The sequence below is a fragment of the Agrobacterium sp. 20P9.1.2 genome, from assembly GCF_057799395.1.
In genome coordinates this window covers 389,512-413,971 of the sequence record NZ_JBYOKI010000002.1, presented here as the reverse complement: position 1 = coordinate 413,971, position 24,460 = coordinate 389,512, and the positions used below count along the sequence as shown (strand labels likewise).

20 protein-coding genes are annotated in these 24,460 nt (G+C 57.8%); 15 read left to right on the top strand and 5 right to left on the bottom strand.

What is annotated here, in order from left to right; translation table 11 throughout:
• Positions 1-4: 4 nt before the first annotated feature.
• Both ugpQ and AC27VJ_RS07730 read left to right on the top strand, forming a co-directional pair.
• Positions 5-727: a glycerophosphodiester phosphodiesterase gene (gene ugpQ, locus AC27VJ_RS07735; protein ID WP_488683518.1), complete on the top strand. Its 723-nt coding sequence runs from the start codon at positions 5-7 to the stop codon at positions 725-727.
• The gene (locus AC27VJ_RS07730) at positions 727-2,250 is read left to right on the top strand and encodes a metallophosphoesterase family protein (protein WP_488683517.1); all 1,524 of its coding nucleotides are present in this window, start codon (positions 727-729) and stop codon (positions 2,248-2,250) included. The genes ugpQ and AC27VJ_RS07730 overlap by 1 nt, the downstream gene beginning before the upstream one ends.
• A 9-nt stretch (positions 2,251-2,259) precedes the next feature.
• On the opposite strand, the gene AC27VJ_RS07725 is transcribed toward AC27VJ_RS07730, so the two are convergent.
• The 4 genes from AC27VJ_RS07725 to AC27VJ_RS07710 all read right to left on the bottom strand — a co-directional run bounded on the left by AC27VJ_RS07725 (position 2,260) and on the right by AC27VJ_RS07710 (position 5,954).
• The gene (locus AC27VJ_RS07725) at positions 2,260-3,426 is read right to left on the bottom strand and encodes an NAD(P)/FAD-dependent oxidoreductase (RefSeq protein WP_488683516.1); all 1,167 of its coding nucleotides are present in this window, start codon (positions 3,424-3,426) and stop codon (positions 2,260-2,262) included.
• Positions 3,423-4,814, bottom strand: a complete 1,392-nt coding sequence (locus AC27VJ_RS07720) for an FAD/NAD(P)-dependent oxidoreductase (RefSeq protein ID WP_488683515.1) — start codon at positions 4,812-4,814, stop codon at positions 3,423-3,425. The genes AC27VJ_RS07725 and AC27VJ_RS07720 overlap by 4 nt, the downstream gene beginning before the upstream one ends.
• On the bottom strand, positions 4,811-5,119 hold the full coding sequence (locus AC27VJ_RS07715) for a (2Fe-2S)-binding protein (protein WP_488683513.1): 309 nt from the start codon (positions 5,117-5,119) through the stop codon (positions 4,811-4,813). The genes AC27VJ_RS07720 and AC27VJ_RS07715 overlap by 4 nt, the downstream gene beginning before the upstream one ends.
• Before the next feature lie 94 nt (positions 5,120-5,213).
• Positions 5,214-5,954: an IclR family transcriptional regulator gene (locus AC27VJ_RS07710; RefSeq protein ID WP_488683512.1), complete on the bottom strand. Its 741-nt coding sequence runs from the start codon at positions 5,952-5,954 to the stop codon at positions 5,214-5,216.
• Between the two features lie 249 nt (positions 5,955-6,203).
• On the opposite strand from AC27VJ_RS07710, the gene AC27VJ_RS07705 reads away from it, so the two are divergent.
• From AC27VJ_RS07705 to AC27VJ_RS07680, 6 genes are all read left to right on the top strand, one after another.
• Complete coding sequence (locus AC27VJ_RS07705; RefSeq protein ID WP_488683511.1) at positions 6,204-6,974, top strand: enoyl-CoA hydratase/isomerase family protein; 771 nt, start codon at positions 6,204-6,206, stop codon at positions 6,972-6,974.
• 87 nt (positions 6,975-7,061) lie between these two features.
• The gene (locus AC27VJ_RS07700; protein ID WP_488683510.1) at positions 7,062-8,120 is read left to right on the top strand and encodes an ABC transporter substrate-binding protein; all 1,059 of its coding nucleotides are present in this window, start codon (positions 7,062-7,064) and stop codon (positions 8,118-8,120) included.
• A 109-nt stretch (positions 8,121-8,229) separates the two neighbouring features.
• Positions 8,230-9,312 (top strand): ABC transporter ATP-binding protein, encoded by a 1,083-nt coding sequence (locus AC27VJ_RS07695; protein WP_488683509.1) that lies wholly within the window; start codon positions 8,230-8,232, stop codon positions 9,310-9,312.
• Positions 9,309-11,054: an ABC transporter permease subunit gene (locus tag AC27VJ_RS07690; RefSeq protein ID WP_488683508.1), complete on the top strand. Its 1,746-nt coding sequence runs from the start codon at positions 9,309-9,311 to the stop codon at positions 11,052-11,054. Before AC27VJ_RS07695 ends, AC27VJ_RS07690 begins: the two co-directional genes overlap by 4 nt.
• Positions 11,055-11,086: 32 nt before the next feature.
• Positions 11,087-12,622, top strand: a complete 1,536-nt coding sequence (locus AC27VJ_RS07685; RefSeq protein ID WP_488683507.1) for a class I adenylate-forming enzyme family protein — start codon at positions 11,087-11,089, stop codon at positions 12,620-12,622.
• Positions 12,619-13,710, top strand: a complete 1,092-nt coding sequence (locus AC27VJ_RS07680; protein WP_488683506.1) for a hypothetical protein — start codon at positions 12,619-12,621, stop codon at positions 13,708-13,710. Before AC27VJ_RS07685 ends, AC27VJ_RS07680 begins: the two co-directional genes overlap by 4 nt.
• Before the next feature lie 48 nt (positions 13,711-13,758).
• On the opposite strand, the gene AC27VJ_RS07675 is transcribed toward AC27VJ_RS07680, so the two are convergent.
• Complete coding sequence (locus tag AC27VJ_RS07675; protein WP_488683505.1) at positions 13,759-15,348, bottom strand: AMP-binding protein; 1,590 nt, start codon at positions 15,346-15,348, stop codon at positions 13,759-13,761.
• Between the two features lie 207 nt (positions 15,349-15,555).
• On the opposite strand from AC27VJ_RS07675, the gene AC27VJ_RS07670 reads away from it, so the two are divergent.
• From AC27VJ_RS07670 to hglS, 7 genes are all read left to right on the top strand, one after another.
• A complete protein-coding gene (locus AC27VJ_RS07670; RefSeq protein ID WP_488683504.1) occupies positions 15,556-16,656 on the top strand; it encodes an ABC transporter substrate-binding protein in 1,101 nt (366 codons plus the stop codon).
• On the top strand, positions 16,653-17,468 hold the full coding sequence (locus tag AC27VJ_RS07665) for an enoyl-CoA hydratase/isomerase family protein (protein ID WP_488683503.1): 816 nt from the start codon (positions 16,653-16,655) through the stop codon (positions 17,466-17,468). Before AC27VJ_RS07670 ends, AC27VJ_RS07665 begins: the two co-directional genes overlap by 4 nt.
• A 17-nt stretch (positions 17,469-17,485) precedes the next feature.
• Entirely contained in the window at positions 17,486-18,631 is a 1,146-nt protein-coding gene (locus AC27VJ_RS07660; protein WP_353578644.1) for an ABC transporter ATP-binding protein, read from the top strand.
• The gene (locus AC27VJ_RS07655) at positions 18,628-20,433 is read left to right on the top strand and encodes an ABC transporter permease subunit (protein WP_488683502.1); all 1,806 of its coding nucleotides are present in this window, start codon (positions 18,628-18,630) and stop codon (positions 20,431-20,433) included. The genes AC27VJ_RS07660 and AC27VJ_RS07655 overlap by 4 nt, the downstream gene beginning before the upstream one ends.
• Before the next feature lie 4 nt (positions 20,434-20,437).
• Entirely contained in the window at positions 20,438-21,985 is a 1,548-nt protein-coding gene (locus AC27VJ_RS07650; RefSeq protein WP_488683501.1) for an AMP-binding protein, read from the top strand.
• A 57-nt stretch (positions 21,986-22,042) separates the two neighbouring features.
• On the top strand, positions 22,043-22,849 hold the full coding sequence (locus AC27VJ_RS07645) for an IclR family transcriptional regulator domain-containing protein (RefSeq protein ID WP_113086504.1): 807 nt from the start codon (positions 22,043-22,045) through the stop codon (positions 22,847-22,849).
• 211 nt (positions 22,850-23,060) lie between these two features.
• Entirely contained in the window at positions 23,061-24,458 is a 1,398-nt protein-coding gene (gene hglS / locus AC27VJ_RS07640; RefSeq protein ID WP_488683500.1) for a 2-oxoadipate dioxygenase/decarboxylase HglS, read from the top strand.
• Positions 24,459-24,460 lie beyond the last annotated feature (2 nt).

The following is a 24,460-nucleotide window of genomic DNA, read 5'->3' as shown; positions in this document are numbered from 1 at the left end:
TTTCGTGACTAAGATCGTATCCCATCGCGGTGCAAACCATTTTGCGCCTGAAAACACCTTTGCCGCTGCCGACCTCGCGATCAAGCAGGGCGCTGATTATATCGAACTCGATGTGCGCGAGAGTGCCGATGGCGTTCTCTATGTTTTCCACGACGAAACGCTGGATCGTACCACCAATGCCACCGGTCCCATCGGCCATGCGCTGTCGAGCGAAATCGATGCGCTGGATGCCGGAAGCTGGTTCGGCGACGCCTTCAAGGGTGCTGTGGTGCCGCGCCTCGATGCCTATCTTGAACATCTGCGCGGTCGTGCAGGCGTTTACATCGAACTTAAATATTGCGATCCCGCCAAGGTGGTTTCGCTGGTGCGCGATCTCGGCATAGTGCGCGATACTTTCTACTTCTCGTTCTCCGAGGAAATGCGCCGTGATCTGCAATTGATTGCGCCGGAGTTTCGCAAGATGATGACGTTGAACATCGCCAAATCACCGTCTCTGGTGGGGGCTGTTCACCATGCTTCGATCATCGAAATAACGGTGGAGCAGATGCGCAGGCCGGGCCTGCTACAGGCATGCGCCAAGGCCGGGCTTGAAGTCATGACCTATTACGGCGGAGACGACATGGCCATTCATCGCGAGATTGCAAAGGCTGGCGTCGATTACATCAATCTCGACCGCCCGGACCTGTTCGAGTCCGCCCGCCGGGAACTGCGCGGAGCCGCCGCATAATGAAGATTGCAGTGGTTGCCGACGTTCATCTGCATGATCTCCACGGCGGTTACGGCATGCTGGAAGAGGGGAGCGGCGAGCTTGCCCTGCGCACGCTTGAAGACACGATGGCTTCCACGCGTGTCTTCAACGAAAGCTACCCGGCATTTATCGCGGTGCTTGACGATATCGTTCAGCGCGGCATTCGTGATGTGGTCTTGCTGGGAGATTATTCCGACGATGGTCAGCTGGGCGCCGTATCGGCGGTCAAACGCGTGCTGTCGTCTTATGAGGAAAGGCACGGCTTGCGCTTTTTCCTCACCTTCGGCAATCACGATTGCTACGGCCCGGAGCCACGACATCAGGCCAAGCGGCTGACGAAGGCCGATGGGCTTCAGCCGGTCATCGTGACGAGCGATGAGAATGCTGATGAGACAGCACTGATCCGCTCCGGCATGCGCGGAATGTCCACCTTGGAAGCCATGGAGGTGATGGCCAACTATGGTGTAGCGCGACCAGATGATGTCTTGCACTGGGAAACACCCTTCGGCGAAAGCGACCAACTAAATGACCGGCGACCGGCAGGCAGCGACGCCTCAGGACTCGATGCCTCCTATCTAGTGGAGCCGCAGGATGGATTGTGGCTGCTCATGCTGGATGCCAACGTCTTTCAAAAGGTCGGCAATGTCTGGGAACTCAGGGCAGATGCCGCCTGGGACCATGTTCTGGCGGCACGTCCATACCTCCTGCCGTGGATCACCGATGTCGCCCAGCGTGCAGCCCAGTCAGGCAAGACCCTTCTGGCTTTCTCCCATTACCCCGCTTTGCCGCTGGCCTTGGCCGGAGAAGGCGATGCCGTAAAGGCCGCATGCACGCCGGACTGGCTAAAGCGCATGCCATCACCGGAAAGCGGCAGACAACTCGCAAAGGCTGGCATCCGTTGGCATTTCAGCGGGCATATGCATATTGGTGGACAAATTGAACTGGATGGCCTTGTCAACATCGCGGTGCCATCCCCCGTCGCCTATCCGGGTGGCTATGCCATCGTAAATACCGACCCTGACAAGGTAGACATAGAAACCGTCCAGCTTGATGAGGTTCACGGTTACGACGTCGCGTTCCTCGCCTATCGCGCGCAGACCGCACATACCAGCAATGACGCCTTTACTAACGCTCTTGCCGCTCCAAACTACTCCGGTTTTTTACGTGCCCACCTGCAAAACCTGATCGAGAATAGGCATCTACCAGAAGACTGGACACCAGAATTTCGAGCCACTCTCGATACCCCGATTGGGCAACTCTTCGATGTAGACGCCTTAGGGCTGACTGAGCGATGGCCGCAATTTACGCCTCTGCCACTTCGGCAAATGGTGGATGATTTCTATTTTCTCCGCGCTGATGGAACGACAAATGGCCTGTCTGCGGAGAAAATCGGATTTTATCGCGACCTGTGTGCGGGCACGATGGTGGAGGAGAGTGTCAAAACATCTGGCCTTCAGGATTTGCTCAGGTTCTTAGAGTTGTTCCGCGCGCTGGTTCGATAGAAATTAGGACTAGCCTTTATGCGCGCCATCAAACTCCTTCGCGAGTTTGTCGCTTGCCTTAATGGAAGATCGAAATCGTCCGATGGAATAGGGCGAGAGGTCAACGGGTGGCGTCTGCCCGCAGATTTGAAGCGCAAGGCATTCTCCAACCGCCGGGGCAATCTGGAAGCCGCCGCCGCTACCGCCGAATGCGTGATAGAGGCCGGGTGTGGTTTCGCTGGCACTTATGACCGGCAACATATCGGGTAGATACCCCTCGACACCGGACCAAACTCTGATGATCTCCGCGTTTCGCAAGCCTGGCATGTGCCGTGATACCGCGCGCATTCCGTTTAGCGTTTTCTGTGGCGGGACGAATGTGTGCTGTCCATCTTCATTCGAAAGGGTGTGCGGATATCCGGCGAAAATGAAATTACCACGCGGAATCTGCCGCAGGATGAGATCGCCTTCGATGGCGTAGACTGACGATCTCAGCACATAGGGCATAGGCTCGGTGACGAATTGCGGTGGGCCTGCGGAAAACAGCGGTGTTGTCTCGCCGAAATGCTGGCTGATCGATCCAGCCCAGCCTCCCGCTGCATTTACAAGCACAGGTGCTTTCATTGGCGGTCGATTGGCGGTCCTGATCGTGAACATCTCATTGTGATGGTCAATCTCCACCACCTCGGTCTGCTCGAAAACATGACCTCCGGCCCGCACCATTGCGCGTGTCACGGCAGGTGTGCTGATACGCGGATTGGCGACGGCACATCTTGGTGAATAAGATGCCAGCAATCCATTTCCTGTCAGCCAGGGCATGCGGTGGCGAATGTCGGCATCTTCCCATATCTCGACTTCAAGGCCGCAGGCGCGTGATTGCGAGGCATATGTCAGCAAGCGCTCCCTGCCAGCCTCGGTGTGAGCAAAGTAGACCATGCCGTTGCGGTCATACTCGCATCCTTCGCCCACGAGCGTTTCGAAGTTTTCCCAGTGTTTTTGGGCCATGAGCGACAGTGGATATTGCTCCGGCGAGCGTCCTTGCAGCCGAAGTCCCCCGAAGTTGGCGCCGCTCGACTGCCCACCGACGAAGCCGCGCTCTATCAAGGCAACACGCTTGCCCGCCCGTGCTAGAAAAAGGCCCGTGAAGCTGCCGAAAAGGCCTCCGCCGATGATGATGACGTCGAACTCCCCGCTCATCGCTGGTGGCCTCCGTCCTCGTCAACACTCATCGGTATTGGGCGCACCGGCGCCTGAGCCCGCAGCCGGCCAACATCGGCCACGGGTCGCCCGCAGGTGGCTGCCGTCAACTCCTGAAGGGTCTGCGCGCAGTAACGCCCCTGACAGCGGCCCATGCCGCAGCGGGTAATTGCCTTGACGCGATTGACTTCGACCGGCCCTGTAACTTTTCGAATAGCGTCACGAATGTCGCCTGCGGACACACGCTCGCAACGGCAAACGATGGTGTCGTCCGGAAGGTCCTTTGCTGCATCATGCGGCCAGGGAAAAGCGCCAGCCATGTGCATCTGAAACCGACGCAGGCGCGAAACGGACGTCCGCAATTGCCTCATCTCTTGCGTATCGCTGGGTTTGCTCTCTCTCGCCGCGATCATTGAAAGTGCCGCCAGCCGTCCGCTTCGTGCTGCTGCCACACGGCCGCCGGTCAATGCGCTGTCGCCGGCGAGCCAGAGTTTTGGCCCCGCGCGGCCATCGGTGTCTGTAACCGGAAACCATTGGCGAAGCGTGTCGTCAAAACGGAAGTCTGCGCCCGCCAATTCGGCAAGTTGCGTCTCTGGCCGCAATCCATATCCAAAGGCCAGCGCGTCGCAATCAATCGCTTCCAATCCTCCGTTCGCGTGGCGAAAATGAACGGTTTCGAGCCGTTCGATGCCGGATGCCTTGACGAGGGTCGCGCCGGTTATGGTGCGAATTTTGTGGCGTCTGAGTTCGCGCAGAAGCTGGATGCCTTCAAGCAGCGTCGATGGCGATGTCATCGCCATGCCAAGTGCTGCCTTCCGTTTGTCGGAGGAGCGAGCGGTATCGACGACCGTGAGTTCGCGCAGGCCCATTCGCGCATATTGCGCGGCTGCGAGGTAGAGCAGGGGCGATGCCCCCGCAAGAACCACGCGCTTCCCGATGAATGACGCGTGGGTTTTCAAGGCCACCTGCGCACCGCCCAGCGAAAACACACCCGGCAATGTCCAACCCGGCATCGCCATGATCCTGTCTGTCGCACCCACGGCAATCATGAGTTGATCATAGGGAATGCTGTCGTGACGACCTTCGCTGACTGTCTCCACCCGGTCTGCAAATATGCCCCAGGCCAGTGTCTGCGGACGCCAGTCGCAAGCGGCAAGGATTTGGTCTTCAGAGCGTTCTCGAGCCGAGGCTTCTGCCGCTGCACGACGCCCCATGAAGCGTGTGGCTTCTTTGGTCATCGCCCCGGACAGGCGTCGTGTCCCCTGTCCGCCCGGACGCATGCTTTCCTCGATAATGATCGGCCGTATTCCGGCCTCAACCAAAGCGCGGGCACATGCCAGCCCCGCCGGACCTGCGCCGATGATGACCGGGGGCGTTGGAGAGGTCATGGCGCTGCATCTCCGATCAACGGTGTCCTGTGCAACTCCATGCCCGGCTCGACTGTCGTCATGCAAGCGCACAGCCGCTTGCCGGATGCCGTCCATAACGTGCAGTCCTGACAGGCGCCCATAAGACAAAAGCCGGCCCGTGCCGTCCCATCAAACTCGGATCGGCCTATGATTTCTCCATATTGCAACAAAGCCGCTATGACCGTATCGCCCACACATGCCGGGATGTCATCGCCGTCGATACGGATGACGGTATCGGGCGTCACGGTGACGGCTGGATAGAATTGCGGGCGACGAGAACACATGCGGCCATCTTATCGTTATGCAATAAAAATTATTGCAATAAGACAATCCCGAATCGCACTCGCTGTCAATTGTCGAAATTTCTAATGTTGAGGATCAGGTGAAAGAGATGCCGCGAGCGGCTGCGATCACCAGTTTCGGAAAGGTCTCCAAAATCTCATCCCGCCTCATTCGCGCCAGAGGCACGGCAATGCTGACGGCAGCCACGACTTCGCCGTCGGGGCCAAGAATGGGGGCCGCGACCGAGGCATCGCCGTGATAAATTTCCTCGAAAGCAAAAGCGTAGCCGGTTTTTTGTGCTTCCTTCAAACGCTCCACCACCTCCTCGATGGTTCGTGGCGTGGAGGGCGTGTGGTTCTGAAGCTTCGTCTGGTCCAGAACCTCGCGGGCCGCTGCTTCCGACATGCGCGAAAGAATGGCCCGGCCTGGCGATGTGCAATAGGCTGGCAATCGCGAACCGGTAATGACGTCGGTATTGAGAGACTGACGGCTGAGAAAGCGCGATACGAAAACGATCTCGGTGCCATCTAGAATGGTCAGGCTGACGGCTTCTTCTGTTTCCTTGCTCAGATGCTGGAGAACCGGCATCGCCCGGTCCACCAAGCGCGAACCGCGTGTGTAGTGGTACGCGAGATCGAGTGTCTTGATCGACAGCTCGAATTGGCGCGTCAGCGGGTCTTTTCGCAGATAGCCCAATTGCGTCAGCGTGTGGGTGAACCGTTGCACCGCGCTGACATCCATGCCGGTCAACTGAGCGATCTGTGACAGCGTCAGCGATCCACGCCCCTTGTCGAATACATTCAAAACCTTGAACGCCTTGGCGACGGAATTCACCATCAAGGGTTCTGCACGTTTGGTCCGTGGGCTGTCGTTTTCCATATCTGCCTTAGTCCGACTTTCGCGATACCGCTGCGCTCTCTGTTCGAGCTTCCACTCCGCCCTAAGCGGCAGATCGAAAGCTTTACAACCAACCGCTCTGCAATGCCACGCCCACCTAAATCATCGACCGTGCATTTTTAACTTGACCATTCCCAATGTCGATATCAACATACGATAAAAGTTATCGCTATGCAATATGAGGTAGACATGTCGGATTTTGTACTGGTTGAGACAATTGGTTCCGTGCGGAGGCTGACACTGAACCGTCCTGAAAAACTCAATGCCTGGAACACGGAAATGCGTTCAGACCTGATTGCAGCCCTTGAGGCGGCAGAGGCTGACGGTTCTGTCAGGGCCATTGTTCTGACAGGTGCTGGAAATCGAGCTTTTGGTGCCGGACAGGACTTGTCCGAAAGCAAGAGCTTTGATGCCGACCGCGCGGTTAGCTGGATGGGAGAGTGGAAGCGGCTCTATAACCTCTTCAGACTCGGCTCGAAGCCAATCGTTGCTGCCCTCAACGGCATCGCGGCGGGTTCCGCTTTTCAGGTTTCGCTGCTGTGCGACCTTCGTGTGGCGCATGCCGGTGTGAAGATGGGACAGCCCGAAATCAATTCCGGGATCGCCACCGTCACCGGCAGCTGGATCATGCGGGAATTCATCGGAACCGCTCGCACCATCGACCTTACCTTGACCGGTCGCATGCTTGAAGCAGAAGAGGCTTTCTCCTTCGGACTGATTTCCCGTCTGGTGGATGAGGACAAGGTTCAGTCGGAAGCCTTGGCGCTTGCAGAATTCCTGGCAGAAAAGCCACCAGGCGCCATGCGTTTGAACCGCCAGCGCTTTGCCGAACTGACGCAGGAAGGCTTCGACGATGCCATGACCTCCGGCGTGCGCATCCAGCGCGAAGCCTACGCTTCCGGTGAACCACAGGCGATGATGGAGAAATTTTTGGCCGTGCGGGCTGCTCGCAAGGCGTGAGTGACAGCGCTTCGGCGGCAACGCCGAAGCGCAAATTTCGAGTGTCGATCAACGATGCCGAACAAAAAAACCACAGAGGAGAATGATGTGACAAAGACCAGTTTACTGAACCTATCCCGTCGTGGCTTTCTGGTGGCAGGGACTGCCGCTCTTGCCACACCCATGCTGACCCGTCGCTCATGGGCGAACGAGTCGCTCGTCGTGGCCGATCCCGGTGGCCCGTTTACCGAGGGTTATCGCAAGGCATTTTACGAGCCCTTCACCGCAGCGACCGGCATTTCCATCAATGGCGTCGCCCGCGACGCGGAGCCGACCGCGCAATTCAAGTCGATCGTGGAAACGGGCTCCTACATCTGGGACGTCTGCACCCTGACGCTCTCGGCTCGCCTTATTCTCGAAGAGCAGGGCTTGCTGGAGCCGTTGAACCTCGACCCGGCAAAGGTTGCAGATGTCATGCCCGAAGCGGTCCATCCCAATATGCTTGGTACGGATGTCTACTCGACCGTGCTTGCCTACAATACCGATACGTTTTCCGATGCGCCGGCTGGATGGGACGCATTCTGGGATTTCGATCGCTTCCCCGGCCGCCGGTCCCTTCGCAAGAACCCGATCGACACACTCGAAATCGCCCTCATGGCAGATGGCGTCAAACCAGCCGATCTCTATCCGCTGGATGTCGACCGGGCGTTCAAGAAGCTCGACCAAATCCGCGACAAGGTCGATGTCTGGTGGACGGGCGGCGCGCAATCGACACAGCTTCTGGAAAGCGGCGAAGTCGATATGATCGCGGGATGGAACGCACGCTTTCAGGCTGCCATCGATAATGGCGCACCGGCAAAGATCGTCTGGAATGGCGGGCTTTATTCGATTGAGGGCTGGGGTGTTCCAAAGGGCAATCCGAAAGCCGATCTTGCCCGCGAATTCGTGGCTTTCTGCGCTCAGGCCGACATGCAGGCGAAGTTTACGGACAAGCTGGCCTATGGTCCGACCAATCTGAAAGCCTATGACCATATTTCCGCTGAACGTGCTTCGGTCCTGCCGACCGCTCCGCAGAACCTGAAATCCATGTCGCTGGCGTCCGAACCCTTCTGGAAAGCCAATCGCTCTGCACTGACGGAGCGCTTCAATGGTTGGCTTCTGATGTGATTGCCGTTTTCGTGTGGGGCTTTAGAGCCCCTCGCGATGCCCGCCCGATGAAACACAGGCGCACCCTCTATCCCGGTGCTTTAGCCTACTATGACTTGCAGGAGCGACGATGACGACGGTAACTGGTGAGAGCAAGATTGTGCTTGAAGGCCTGTCGAAGCGCTATGGTACTTTTACCGCGCTGGAACCCACCAGTCTTGACGTAAAGGAGGGTGAGTTCCTGACCCTGCTAGGTCCGTCCGGCTCCGGCAAGACAACCCTTTTGCAGATGATCTCCGGTCTGGCCGAGCCATCGGCGGGTCGTTTGATGGTGGATGGTCAGGACTGGACACACCGCCCGGTCAACCAGCGGGGCATGGGGTTGGTCTTCCAGCATTACGCCCTCTTTCCCCATATGACGGTGGAGGAAAACGTCTCTTTTCCGCTCGAGATGCGCAAACTGCCTGCCGCGGATATCGGCGCCAAGGTAGCGGAAACGCTGCGCAAAGTGCAGCTTGACAGCTTTTCTCACCGTTTTCCGCAGGAGCTTTCCGGTGGCCAGCAGCAGCGTGTGGCTCTGGCACGCTGTTTTGTCTTCCGGCCCAATATCATCCTGATGGACGAACCGCTCGGTGCGCTCGACAAAGCATTGCGGGAGCGGATGCAGCTGGAAATCCGCCGCCTGCACAGCGAATATGGCACGACGGTCATCTACGTCACGCATGACCAGGAAGAAGCACTGGTCATGTCCGACAGGATCTGCGTGATGAACCATGCCAAGGTCGAGCAGCTTGGCACCCCACAGGAAATCTATGCCGACCCGACGACGATTTTTTCCGCAACCTTTATCGGCAATTCCAATGTGCTGAAGGGTACGCGTCAGAGCGTCGATGGGCAGTCGGCAACGGTTCAGACCGGCAATGGCACGTTTTCGGGCCGCTATACCGCTCGCGATACATCCACAAGCGAGGTTGCGCTCGTTATCCGTCCTGAACAAATCCGCCTTGGCCCTTCTCCGTCAGGTGATTTTGAAGGATTGCGCGGTCGTTTGTCCGAATTGATCTATCTCGGCTCGGAGACGCGGCTGTTGCTCCGGCTTGCCGATGGTTCGGATTTCATGCTGCGACACGATCCCTCTTTGGGTGCCCTGCCGACTGTAGGAGATGAGATCGATGTTCACTGGCTGAAATCTCTTGCAAGGATCGTGGCATGAGTACCGCCCAGAACCTTGCGTCTCCCAAGCAATTTCGTCTCGGCCCGATCTGGCTGGCCTTGCCCGCCGTCGTGTTGCTCGCCGTTTTCTTCCTCTTTCCGATGGCACGGCTGTTTCTGCTGGGCGTGCAGGATCAGGCAACCGGTACATTTACGAGCGAACATTATGCGCGGGTGCTCGATACGCCCGTTTATTGGCGCATCCTCGTCATCACCTTCCGCATCGCCATTCTCACGGCCCTCTTTTCCGTGCTCCTTGGTTATCCGCTGGCGCTGTGGCTGTCGCGGATGAAGAAGGGACGGCAGGCGACTGTTGCGCTTCTGGTTCTGTTGCCGTTTTGGACATCCTATCTCGTCAAGACGTTCGCCTGGATGATCCTGCTGGGCAATCGCGGTGTGCTCAACACACTCTTCATCGATGTCGGCCTGATCGATAGGCCATTGCGCCTGATGTATAACGAACTCGGTGTTATCATCGGCATGGTTCACGCCATGATGCCCTTGGCGGTGCTGACAATGCTGCCTGTCATGAATGGGATCGACCAAAGGCTGTCCCTTGCGGCTGGTACCATGGGCGCCAGCAGGTCGCAGCGCTTCTGGTTGGTCTATTTTCCGCTGTCCGCGCCGGGTGCTGCCGCGGCAGGGCTTCTCACATTCATAACATCGCTCGGCTTCTTCATCGTCCCGGCATTTCTCGGTGGCCGTGGCCAGACCATGTTGGCGCAGGCGATCATTACGCAGGTGCAGGAACTGGTGAACTGGTCCTTCGCCGCGGTGCTGGCCAGCCTTCTGGTCGTGACTGCTTTGGCATCCATCTGGATTTACAACAGGCTCTTTGGCTTGTCGGCCATTTCAGGCCGGGAAAGCAATACGCTGCCCAATCGCAACAGCATCCTTCGAAACAGCGGACGTCGCGTGCTTCGCTTCATGGCATGGGTGTCAGCACCATTCGATAGAATTCGTCCTCACAGCGGCGCGGATGGCGGCGGCATGGGCATCTATCCGCTGTTTGCACTGGCCTTTCTTATCGCGCCGCTTCTGGTCGTCTTTCCCATCGCCTTCACCTCGGCAACGTCCCTGCAATTTCCGCCGCCGGGATACTCGCTGCGCTGGTTCGAGCAATATCTGTCGTCGCCCGTCTGGCTGGCCGCAACCGTGCGGTCCTTCGGCGTCGCCTTCGCAACGGCATTCTGTGCAACGGTTCTTGGAGGATTTGCAGCGCTCGCGCTCGGTCGTTCACGCTCCCTGTGGAAAGGTCCGATCTTCGCGCTCATTCTGGCGCCCATGGTGGTGCCCCGCATCGTGGTGGCGGTTGGCCTCTTCTACCTCATGGCGCAAATCGGATTGGTGGCGACCGACCTTGGACTGGTGATCGGCCACACGCTGCTGGCCATTCCCTATTGTTTCATCACCATCGGCGCAGTGCTGAGAAGCTACGACTGGCGGCTGAACGATGCTGCGGAAACACTGGGGGCCGGGCGGTTCACCGTCATGCGCCGCATTACGCTGCCGCTTCTTCGCGGAGGCATTCTGTCGGCGGCACTCTTTGCCTTTGTCACCTCTTTCGATGAACTGACCATCGCGATCTTCATCTCAGGCGGCCTCAAGACAACCCTGCCCAAACAGATGTGGGACGACATGTTCCTGCAGCTCAATCCGACGCTGGCGGCCGTTTCGGTCGTGGTTCTGGTGATCGTGACATTGATCCTTCTCATCGCGCAAAAAATGCAAAAGACGCGATGATCTCCCATGATCGGCATATAAGGTAATTTTCGATGCAAATCCAAGGACTTGTAAATCGCTTGCAGGCGCTGGGCGATACCGCGCCGGAACGGCTCTTTGCGCAGATCGGCGAAAGCCCGCTGACCTTCAGCGAACTGGCGGGAGCAGCCAATGGCATTGCTGCGCGTCTGCATGAGCAGGGTCTGCGCAAAGGCGACAGGGTCGTGCTGATGATGGCCAACAGCGTGGCGTCGCTGGCAACGATCTACGGTCTTCTGCGCGGTGGGCTCGTCTGGGTGCCGGTTAATCCGGCTTTGGTCGGCGAGCCGCTTGCTCACGTGATCCGCACCACCCAGCCAAGTCGCATCATTTGCGATGCGGGACTGGAAGCATCCATTCTTGCTTGCGGCAGCGCATCCGGCATTCCAGTCGAGACCATTTCCGATCACGGTCTGCCAACGGCTGGCCCCGCGCTCGATGAACGGTTTCCCGAACCTGCCGATCTCGCAGCCATCATGTTTACCTCCGGCACCACCGGTCCGGCCAAAGGCGTCATGGTCAGTCACATGATGCTGGAACTGGCCGCTGAGGGTGTGGCGCTCTGCGCCGATCTGGTGCCCGGCGACAATCTGTTCATGTGGGAGCCTTTCTACCATATCGGTGGTGCACAGGTGCTTCTTCTGCCGCTTATCCGCGATGTTCATCTCTCCATTGCCGAGCGCTTCAGCGCGTCGAAGTTCTGGCAGCAACTGGTCGAGACCGGCTGCACCCATATTCATCATCTCGGAGGCATCATCCAGATATTGCTCAAGCAACCGGTCAGTGAGTTCGAGCGTTCTCACAAGGTGCGCATTGCCTGGGGAGGGGGCTGCGCGCCGGATGCCTGGCGTCCGTTTGAGGAGCGTTTCGGCGTACAGATCCGCGAGTGCTACGGGATGACGGAATGCTCGAGCCTGACCACATGGAACAATGAATGGGTCGTCGGCTCCGTCGGTCGGCCCATGCCATGGTTCGAGATCGACCTTATCGATGAGGCCGGACGGATATTGGGGCCTGATGAGGGACGCGGCGAGATCGTGGTGCGCACGTCGCTGCCGGGCGCAATCACGCGAGGCTATTACCGCAATCCTGAGGCAACTCAAAAGGCCATCCGTCGCACCGGCTTTCATACGGGAGATCTGGGATCATGGAATGCGGATGGAATGCTGCTCTTTCATGGACGCATGACGGACTCCGTGCGCTGCAAGGGCGAAAACGTCTCGGCGTTCGAGGTGGAAAGTGTCGCGGCAAGACATCCGGATGTTCTGGATGCCGCCATGGTAGGCGTGCCTGCCGATATCGGCGAGCATGATATCCAGCTTTTCATCGAGCCGCGTGCCGGCACCAATCCTGATCCCGCTTCGATATGGGCTTGGATGGCAGAGCAATTGGCACCGCACCAGCGCCCGCGATACATCGTGCTGACAAAAGATATGCCGCGCACGCCCAGCCAGCGCATCCAGAAACATCTGTTACCCAACGAGCCGGATAATCGCTGGGAGGCGATATCCAGCCGCAAGGCCGACATGAAGCAGGGGGCGAGATCATGAGCTGTGATGTGCTGATAACCGGGACTGGGATGTTCGCCGGACGTATTGCGCTGGATATTGCAGCGACGGCGAAAGAACCGATCGATGTCGTCATCGCGGGCAGAAACCGGACCCGCCTCGATTGGCTGCGCACAGCGGGTAACGCGCGTGCTGCCATGTTCGGTACGGCGGCTCGATTCTCTACGCAGGAAATCGATCTGCTTGAACCCTCCGCCAGTGCAGGCCTGCTTCGTCAATATGCACCCAAACTGGTCGTGCAGGCCGCATCGATCCAGACCTCCACGGTGATTTCGGACAAGGGGTCGCGATGGACCGATCTCGTTGCAAAGGGCGGATTGAGCGCGACTGCCGTCTTTCAGGCCGTGATCTCCGCGCGAATGGCCGCAGCGATCAGTGAGATCGCACCGGACACAAAGCTGATAAACTGCTCCTTTCCCGATGTCGTCAACGGCATGATTGTCGGGCTGGGGCACCGCGTGTTGTGCGGCACCGGCAACGTCGCGATACTATCCAACATTTTTGCCGGTGCGCGTAACGCATTGCCCGATGGCAAGCTGCGCGTACTGGCGCATTATCAATGCCTTGCCCCGTGGCGTTTACCATCCAGTGAGCGGTCGGGTCTGCCATCGCCACGCGTCTTCATCGGTGATGAGGAGATACAGAATCCGTTCGAGGCCTTTGCATCGTGCAAGCTGACGCCCGAACCGGCAATCGAGATTTCTGGCGCATCCGGCGTGACGCTGATCTGTGCGCTGGTTGCAGGCAAGCAATGGGAAGGCCATGTACCCGGCCCCAACGGTTTGCCCGGCGGTTACGCGGTTCGGCTGGAAAGCGGTGAACTAACGCTGGATTTGCCGCGAGGATTGAGCGAACAAGACGCCATCGACTGGAATGAAGGCTTCGAGGAGAGAAAAGGTCTGACGGTGAGTAACGGCGCGGTGCGCTATCATGGCAGGCTGAAGGAGCTTCTGGAGGAGGCCGGTACGCCACATGCGCAAGGATTTGCGCTGTCCGACCTCGAGCGTGTCTCGTCGGATTTGATCACGATGCGTGACCGGCTGATGAACCTTCCATCCGAAACGGAGTGAGAGGTTGCCAAGTCAAAGTGGCAACCTCGTTTGCAAGTTTCCTGCACCTTAGCGCTTGCCAGAGATACGGCCCACCTGGGCTTCATAGTCATAGCAATCGCTGATTTCCTTTGAGAGCTTGGCCTTGATGATGCGCTGCGTCGGCGTCTTTTCAAACGCATCGATGAAGGCAAGATAGCGCGGGAGCTGGAAATAGGGCATCCGCTCCTTTGCCCAGGACAGCAAGCCCTCGTCGGTAATCGACGCGCCATCGGACCGTTTGACGAAGAGTTTGAGATCGTCGTCACCGAATTCGCCGGGCACCCCAATCAGGGCGCATTCCTCGACCTCTTCATGGGCCTGAAAGACGCGTTCTACTTCCCAGGACGAGATGTTGACACCGCGTCGGCGCACGCTGTCCTTCAGACGGCCAGCATAATAGAAGTAGCCATTCTCGTCCTTGCGCATCAGGTCGCCGGTGGCGAACCAGCCGTCCGTTACCAGTTCGCTGACGGAATTCGGGCGGCCGTAATAGCCCTTGAACGCAAGTCCCGGGGTTTTCGGTCGAATGAGCAGTTCTCCGACGTCTGGGTCTGCGTCGTCGCCGTCGTCATGCAAGCGCACATCGTAGAAAGGCAGCGCCACGCCGCAGGAACCGGCGGGGCCATCACGATTGATCGTCACAAAGGTAGTGGCTTCGGAAAGGCCGTAGCCTTCATGCATGGGAATGCCGAAACGTTCAGTAAAGCGTTTCCAGACTTCCGCCGAACAGCCCCCGCCCCAGGCAAGGCGAACCTTGTGCCGCTCTTCTGCAGGGTGGGGTGCCTGTGCGAGCAATATCTGGAGAACTCCACCCAGATAGTGGATCAACGTCACACCGTTATCGGCGATTTGCGGCCAGAAGCGAGATGCACTGAAACGGGAAATCATCACCAGTTTCAAGGGCTTCATCACGGCGGCGATCAGCACTGCAACACCCGCGCCGTGATAGAGCGGTTCCCAGTGCAACAGCACGTCGCCAGCATCGGCATCGGTCAGCGCGATGATACCCAACGGCCCGGCGCGAAGGCTGAGGTCGCTCTTCAACACGCCCTTCGGCTCACCGGTGGTGCCGGAACTCGGCGTGATCGCAATGATCGTATCCGGCGTAACACCGACCTCAAGGTTCTCCGCACTCGCCGCTGCCGCGAGCGTGCTGAGTGCACAGCCCTCCGGTGCTGACGAGTCGCGCCAGATGACCGTCAATGCCGGATATTTTTCCAGAATCGGTGCCAGCGCCGCCCTGTAGCTGACATCGGCAATCAGCCCTCGCGGGTCGAAGCGTTCGAAAATGAATTCAAGCGCCAGTTCCTTCAGGTGGACGTTGACGGGAATGCGCACCAGCCCAGCCTTGGCCAGTCCGAAGATCACAGCTGCATATTCCGGGTCATTCGGCAGCATCACGGCCACGCGATCGCCGGTAGCCAGCTGGGTCAGCAATCCATTGGCGATGCGGTTGGAGCGATCATGCATACGGCCAATCGTCCAGTCCTCACCCTCATAGGTGCAGTAAACGTGGTCTGGGTCCCGCGCCGCTCTGGCTGTCCACAATTCTGCAATCGTGGCTGTCGGCAGTTCCACATGGTCATCAACCGTTTTCGGGCTCGTCTTCGTCAGCATTGCGCACCTCAATTAATTGTAATGCAATTGCGTAAATTATATTTCGATTAAAATAACTCCGTCAAGAGTGGAAAACCGGTTGACAGGCAAGAAATGTCGATAAATAATTACGGTAATTGCAATGCAATTTTTACGTCTATGTTCAGGTTGCGAGCAATTCAACAAAACAGGCGTCCTCCGTCCCCCTATGTTTGGAGAGAAGTTGACATGGAACAGCAATCATCAGCCAAAAAAACCTCTGGTGCCCTTGAGGCATCGCGGCGAACATTCCTCAAGACTGCCGCGATTGGAGCGGGCGGAATACTTTTCGCACCATCCATCATGCGCACGGCCAGCGCTCAGGAGAAGACCATCGTCCTGCGCGTTTCCGGTGGTGCGCTGGCAGACGCCTACAAGAAATTCATCATCGATCCCTTCAAGGCCGCCTCCGGTATCGAAGTCGTCATGGTGACCTCGGGTCAGGCCCCGCTCAACATGATCAAGGGCATGGTCGATACCAAGACCTATAGCTGGGACATGGCGGAGTTTGCAGAACTCTCGACCGTGACGCTCGGAGATCAATATCTCGAGCCGATCAATATGGATAATGACAAGAACGTATCGGCCATACCGGCCAATTTGCGCTCCAACATCTATGTTCCGCTTTATCTTTATCCCGGCATTTTCGGCTATAATACGGAGGCCTTCGCCGGTCGCGCCGCGCCGCAAAGCTGGGCCGATTTCTTCAATTTCGATGACTTCCCCGGTCGGCGTTCTCTTCGTCGCGCGGCACTCGATACGTTGGAAGCGGCACTTCTGGCCGATGGTGTTTCCGGTGCCGATCTTTATCCGCTGGATGTCGACCGCGCTTTTGCCAAGCTCGACAAGGCCAAGAAGAACATCGCGGTCTGGTGGGAAAACAGCCCGCAATCCACCCACGTCATATCGAGCGGTGAAGTGGACATGGTGGCTACCTGGTCGCAACGCCTTCAGCCTGCCATCAACGAAGGTCTTCCGATCAAGCTCGTCTGGAACCAGGGCTATTACAACACCGCGGGTTGGGGCATGCTGCGTGGCACGCCGAAGGCTGATCTCTGCCGTGAGTTCATCAGCTTCTCGACGGATCCCGAGCGTCTTGCGCAATGGACACCGGCCTTGGCCGTTGGACCCGTCCACCCCAAGGCATTCGATTTCATGACGCCGGAAGCCGGTGCCGGTCTGCCGACCAACCCGGAAATCTTCAGCAAGCTGGTCAAGGTCGATCCGCAATTCTGGGCCAAGAACCGTGCAGCGATTGAAGCACGCTTCGATGCATGGTTGCTGTCATGACGGCCGCCGCTTCCAAGGTCGCAGCCTTGTCCTACATCAAGGTCAGCCGTCCGCGGGAGAACGTTGCGCAGATCACCATCTCCCGGCCGGAAAAGCGCAACGCGCTCGACCAGTCGGGCTGGTCCGATCTGGGCAAGGCCTTTCGTGAACTCTCCAATGATCGCTCTGTTAGAGCGGTCATACTGGCGGGAACGGATGGCTCGTTCTGCGCGGGTGACGATATTCTGGCGTTTCGGGCGGCGCAGGCCGATCCGCTTGCGCGGCAGGTTTACTGGGACAGCATCATGGAAGCCTATGCTGCCGTGAGTGCCATACCGGTTCCGGTCATCGCCGCAGTTGATGGTCCCTGCTACGGCGGTGGCTGTACGCTGGCACTGCGTTGTGATTTCCGAATTGTGGGAAGCAACGCTAGTTTTGCCATTCCTCCGGCGAAACTTGGACTGGTCTATCCTGCCGATAGTACCGCCTTGCTGGTTACGGCTGTCGGTGTCTCAACTGCGAAATATATGCTTTACTCCGGCAATCGGCTCGATGCGGCTCAGGCCGTGGAGAGCGGGCTGGCATTCGGCCTTGGCACCGATACAAGCGATGTCATCAGCTCGGCGCTCAGCCTTGCGGAAGAGTTTACCGGTAACGCACCGCTTGCCATCGAAGCATCGAAAATCGCCTGTGACGCCATCGCGATTGGCCAGTTGACCGCAATCGAAGACAAGATACGCGCTCTGTCGGAGCGTGCTGATCGCAGCAATGACTACAAGGAAGGCGCGGCCGCATTTGCCGCCAAGCGACCACCCGTTTTCACGGGCACCTGAATTGCGAGACGAAAGCCATGAACATGAACGTGTCCAATACCCAAATACATGCGTCTGCCGCATCGGATAATCCCCTCAAGCTGCGTGCGCAGAAGCTCAGCAAGCACTATGGTCCCGTTGTCGCCCTCGATAATGTTTCCATCGAAGTCCGCGCCGGTGAATTCGTCAGTTTGCTGGGCCCATCCGGTTCCGGCAAAACGACGCTTCTCACCCTGATCGCCGGTCTTGCCACACCGGATGGTGGCCAGTTGTGGATCGACGAGCGCGAAGCGACCTATCTGCCGATCCAGAAACGCGATCTTGGCATGGTGTTTCAGAACTATGCGCTCTTCCCGCATCTATCCGTCGCGGAAAACATCGCCTTTCCGCTCCGCATGCGCCATGTCCCGGAAGCGGAAATCCGTGTTCAGGTTCGCCAGGCCTTGGAAACCATCCGCCTCGGTCATGTAGCCGACCGGTTGCCGCAGGCTCTGTCCGGTGGTCAACAGCAGCGTGTCGCACTGGCCCGCTGCCTTGTCTACAAGCCCTCGATCATCCTGATGGACGAACCGCTCGGTGCGCTGGATCGCAATCTGCGCGAAGAGATGCAGTATGAAATCAAGGAACTGCATCGCCAACTGGGCACCACCATCATCTATGTGACGCACGATCAGGATGAGGCCATGACCATGTCCGATCGCGTCTGCCTGATGCAGAGCGGTGGCATTGTCCAGCTCGGTGCTCCGCAGGAACTCTATTTTCACCCACGCACGCAGTTCGCCGCAAGCTTTCTCGGCGATAGCAACTTTATGGATGGAGTCCTGCTGGGTTACGAAGGCGAGGTCGCTGTTATCGAGGCGGCTGATGGCAGCAAGTTCCGCGCGCCGAAATCGCTCGATAACCTGACGCCAGGAACATCGGTTCAAATCATGTTCCGCCCGGAACACGTCACCATTTCCGGCAAGGCGGCACCGGAGCAGGATAATGTGGTTTCGGCAACGGTTCGAGATACCGTTCTGGTTGGCGGCACGCGTCGCATCTTCTTCGATGGTCCAGCATCGACGCCGATTTCCATGAGTTGTCTGTCGCAGTTCTTTACCGAAGGTGTGGAGCGCGGAAGCGCTTTGTCTCTTTCCTTCCCGGTGTCTTTCACACGGTATTTTCCAAAGGGTGAGAGCAAATGAGCGTCATGGATATTGCCACCGTGCAGGGCAGAGCTCCTTCGACCAGCTGGTTTGCACGCAATCGCAGCTGGCTGCTTTTGCTGGTGCCAGCGATGGTGTTCCTGCTGCTGCTTTTCGCCGTGCCTGTCTTGCACATTCTGCGCCTCAGCTTCGTGGATGGCAAAACGGGTGAGCTGACGCTTGCCAATTACGCGCAGATATTCTCGGCTTCGGTCTATCTGGACTCGCTCTGGATCACCTTCAAGCTCGGCCTCATCACCACCGTGATTTGCGTTGTCGGCGGTTATCCCGTCGCCTATCTTCTCACCTCCAGTTCAAACAGCGTCAGCCGCAAACTTCTCGTGCTCGTCATGCTGCCGTTCTGGACCAGCTTCCTCGTTCGCGGTTTTGCATGGATGATCCTTCTGGGTCGTACCGGTGCCGTAAACAGCATATTGAAAAGCCTTGGCCTCATCGATGCGCCCTTGCAGCTTATCTACAATTTCAACGGCGCGCTGATCGGCATGGTTCACTCGCTGATGCCGCTTTTCATCATCGCGGCAGCGCCGACAATGGCGCGTATCGATCGCAACCTTTCCAATGCCGCCGCAACCATGGGCGCAAGCCATTCGCAGGCATTCTGGAAGATTTATTTCCCGCTTTCCGTCCCGGGCGTCGCTGCCGGTGCCATCCTCGTCTTCATCACCTCCATCGGCTTCTTCCTGACGCCGACATTGCTGGGCGGTCGTGGGGAAACGGTCATCAGCCGCATCATCATCCGTGAGGTGGAAGAGGGCTTGGACTGGGGCTTTGCCGGAGCGCTTTCGGTTCTGCTGCTGGCAACCGCTGGCCTGCTCTTTCTGGCTTACGACAGGGTTGTCGGTATTTCCAATCTGGCTGGTGAGAGCAAGAACAAATCCGCCGGTGTGTCACGCTTCTGGGCCGCCGCACTTGAGGTTCCCGCCCGGGCTGGAACGGCGGTGGAGAAGTTCTTCGGTAACATTTTTCCAGCTCGCGCCGATCGTCCAAACCGTGCATGGGCCAAAGCGCCGGTCTGGTTCGTGGCCGTACTCGTTCTGGTGTTTCTCGTCTTGCCGATTTTCGTGGTCATCCCCGTTTCCTTGCAGCAACAGAAATATCTGACATGGCCACCAAAGCTGTTTTCGTTCCAATGGTATGAAGGCTTCTTCAACTCCACCCTCTGGCTGCGGGCGCTCAGCAACTCGGTCATCGTCGGTATCGGCGCATCCCTGGTCGCGACCATCGTCGGTTCGCTTGCAGCAATCGGCTTGGCCAGCGAGGGCGTGAAGGGGCGTTCGGCCTGGCTTTTGCTGCTCATTCTCCCGCTCATCGTACCCCATGTGATCTTCGCGGTCGGCTTGTTCTATGTCTTTGCGCCCTTGGGTCTGATCGGATCGAAAGGCGCATTGATGCTCGGTCATGCCGTCATCGCTCTGCCCTATGTCGTCATTACCGTGATGGCCGTGGTCAAGAATTATGATCGCAGATTGACGCAAGCCGCTTGGACCATGGGAGCCTCGCCCTGGAAAACCTTCTGGCGCATCCAGTTTCCGTTGGTCAGGGCTGGCATGCTGGCAGCATTCCTTTTTGCCTTCGTCACGTCCTTCGATGACCTGACCATCTCGCTGTTCGTCACCGCTGGCATGTCGGCGACCTTGCCGAAGGAAATGTGGAGCGCGGCCACCATGCAGGTCGATCCTCAACTGTCGGCGGTCTCGACCATCGTTCTGCTGATCGTTCTGTCTATCATGGCGGTCGGGGCTTTTCTGCAAGCCCGCAGCAGCCGCAAGTTCGAAGGCTGAGACCATGGTGGAAATCACAGAGGCTTACGTTCCAACGCCCCATCAACCGGGGCGCTGGAATGTGTTTGGTGCGCTGAGACCGAAACATCTTAGTCCCGACGCACCATTCATACGCCAGATGTCGGGTACGGTTCTGTCCTACGGCGATATGGAACAGGCGACCGAAAGGTTTGCCGGTGCACTTCAGTCCAAGGCCATCGGCAAGGGAGATGTCGTCGCTGTTCTGCTGGACAAGTCTCCAGAAGGTCTGATGCTTTATCTGGCTCTGGCAAGGATCGGGGCGGTTTTCCTGCCTGTCCACTCGGGACTGACGGATACGGAAATAACCCACATCTTTCAGGATGCAAAGCCGAAGCTTTCCATCTGTGATCCACGGTTCGAGGCGCTGGTCACACCTTTGCTTCCGCAACCGCCCCTCACACTCGATATCAGCGGGCAAGGCAGCTTCACGGATGAAGCCGCAACCGCCGCGCCATTGGCCACGCTTGCTGATTGTGACCACGAACACCCAAATGCGCTGGTCTACACATCCGGCACGACAGGAAAACCAAAAGGCGCGTGGATTGGATGCGGTCAGGTGGTGTGGAATATATCCGCTGTCCGCGATGTATGGGACATCAGTTCCGAAGACGTTCTGCTGCACCTCAATCTCATGGCCTTCGGCATTTTCGCGACCCTGCTTCCCATCTATGCCGCCGGGGCATCCATCATGTTCCTGCCGGGATCGGATATTGATGGCATCGTCGCGGCAATTCCGCAGGCGACCATGCTGGCGACTGTCCCAACCGTCTACAAGCGCCTGCTCGATGCGCCTGAATTCACGCTGGAGCGCATTCGCAACATGCGCCTGTTCATCACCGGCTCGGCACCGATGCGCCCGGATTTGTTCGAAGCGTTTCACGAGCGGACAGGTCACGCGCTGCTGGACCGTTACGGCATGACGGAGGCGCTTCTGATCACTTCCAATAGGGCGGGCGAGGCACGCCTCGCTGAAAACAGTGGCTATCCTCTACCGGGCAGCGACATCCGTCTGGTTCAGGAAGACGGGGGGGCGACCTTGGAAGGGCAGGTGGGGATGATCCAGATCCGCCAGCCCATGCCATTTCGCCAATATCTGAATGCACCGGACAAAACTGCTGCCAGCTTTACCGATGATGGCTGGATGATAACGGGTGATTTTGGCAGGCTGGATGCCGCGGGTCGGCTGACCGTGCTGGGGCGCGGCAGCGAACTCATCGTTACCGGTGGGCTGAATGTCTATCCCAAGGAAGTCGAGGAACTCGTCAACACATTGCCGGGCGTTTCGGAGACGGCGGTCATCGGTCTGCCGCATCCGGAATATGGAGAAGTCGTCGTTGCGGTTATCGAAACGGCAGAGCCTCAGCGTTTGCCCGAACCCGCCGAAATGCGCCGATTGCTTCGCCACTCGCTTGCCGGTTATAAGGTGCCCAAGCATTTTGAAATCGTCACCAAATTCCCGCGCAACGCTTTGGGCAAGATCAAGAAAAGCGAATTGCGAAACCAGTATATGAAGCATTTCGAGAATGCCTGAGCGTGTTGAACATGCTTGCGGTTCGGTTGTTTTGATGATTTTAGAGACGTGCTTACAATGAAGGTAGAGACGATGGCGGAAGGGGATGTTCAGGTTCCGATTGACGACCGATTGTTCGTAGGGTCGGTGCAGAAGGCCATGCTCGTCATGGAAGCGTTCGACCAGAACAATCGTATGCTGTCCATTTCGGAAATCGCCGAACGAACCGGCTTGGGTCGCAGTGCGGCCCAACGCTTCGCCTACACATTCGAAAAGATCGGCTATCTCAGACGTGATCCGGAATCGCGCAAATTCGGTCTGTCAAACCGCGTCCTGCGCTTCGTTCAGGGCGTTCTTTCCGCCAACAGCGCACTGGAATCCTCGTTCCATCTCCTGACGCAGCTGGCCGAAAAGACGGAAGAAACCGTTTCCTGGGTGGAGCTGGACGGCGAAGACATCGTCGTGATGAGCAGTGTCCCAAGCCCGCATCGGTCTGCCATTACATTGCCGGTGGGGTCGCGCTATCCCACGCTGTCGTCATCATCGGGGCAGGTCTTTCTGGCACATGCCTCGGATGACGAGGTCAAGATGATCTTCGACAAGGCCTTGCCCGGCTCTCACAAGCGTATCGACAATATCGGCTTTGAAGAGTTTCGCGAGCAACTCGCTATCGTCAAGGAGCAAGGCTACGCCTTAACCGAGAAAGACCTCGATCTCGGTTCACTCTCCGCTTCCGTGCCGGTCTACAATTATCGTGGCAAGGTCATCGCCACGATCAATCTGTCTGCGTTGCGGGTTCGCCATTCCACTGACTCCGTCAAGGATCGCCTCGTACCGTTGCTCAACGAAACCGCCAGAACCGTATCGTCCCTGATCGTTTCTTAAGGCGAGGTAGGACGACTAGGGTTCGCTCCAGAACATAAGAGTTTACTTGCCCCGCAGGACGTGGCTGCGCTTGCCTGTGTGTTTTTTAAAACGACATTAATTCCATATTTGCATCAACATAGTCATAAAGCTCACGAGATTTGCGCTTTGCGGCTTGGTATGGTGCCGCTAACGCATGAAGTTCACCATTCAATGCCGCGAGGTAAACGCCGTGACCGCCACTTCCTTTATATCCCCAGACGACATCCGTTCTGATTTTTCTCTGGCCATGTCGGCCATGTATCGCGATGAAGTGCCGGCTTACGGTACGCTGATGGCACTGGTTGCCAAGGTGAACAACGCAACGCTTGCAGCCGACCAGCATTTGAAAGAACGGCTGGAAGCCACGGATACGTTGGAGCGCATTTCGGAAGAGCGCCACGGCGCGATCCGACTTGGCACGCCGCAGGAGCTGCACATGATGCGGCGCGTCTTTGCCGTCATGGGCATGTATCCGGTCGGTTATTATGATCTCTCCACCGCTGGCGTTCCCGTTCATTCTACGGCGTTTCGCCCCGTTGGCGAAAAGAGCCTTAACCGCAATCCTTTCCGCGTCTTCACTTCTCTGCTCCGGCTTGATCTGATCGCTGATGAAGCCTTGCGCGCTGAAGCCGCGAAGGTTCTGGCATCACGCAAGATTTTTACCGATGCGGCAGTCGCTCTCGTGGAAAAGGCTGAGAAAGATGGCGGTCTCGATGCTGCCGATGCGTCGCGTTTCATTCAGGAGGTGCTGGAAACCTTCCGTTGGCATGACAAGGCCATCGTCGATGTGCAGATGTACAAGCGGCTGCATGATGCGCATCGGTTGATTGCCGATGTGGTGTCGTTCAAAGGCCCTCACATCAACCATTTGACCCCGCGTACGCTGGACATCGACAAGGTTCAAACGCTGATGCCGGAAGAGGGCATCGCGCCGAAGGCCGTGGTCGAGGGGCCGCCGACACGCACATGTCCAATCCTTCTGCGCCAGACATCCTTCAAGGCGCTAGAAGAAGCCGTATCTTTCATCGGGACAGATGGCACCTGGCAGGAAGGTTCGCACACGGCTCGTTTCGGCGAAATCGAGCAGCGCGGTGTGGCGCTGACGCCTAAAGGACGGGCGCTTTACGATGCTTTGCTCAACGAAACTCGCGCACGTGTGCGCCCTGCCGCCGATGGCTCCAATTCCGATGCCTATGAAGCCGCATTGGCCGATGTTTTCAAAGCCTTCCCGGATGACTGGAATTCCATTCGCAAGGCCGGTCTCGGCTATTTCAACTATTCCCTGACGGATGAAGGCAAGGCTGCGAATGTATCAGCGCTTGGTCTGGAGGATGCAATCGATCAGGGCTATGTCCGCTTCGATCCCATCGTCTATGAAGACTTCCTACCTGTCAGCGCGGCTGGCATCTTCCAGTCGAACCTCGGTGATGAAGTCGCGCAGGAATTCATCGCCAGCCCAAATCAGGTCATGTTCGAGCGCGATCTCGGGGCGGGGGTGCTGGACGAATTCCAGCATTATGCGGGCATCGAACGCGCTTCGCTTGAGGCATGCCTCTCAGTCGTCCGCAGTTCCGCTGCTGCGGAGTGAGT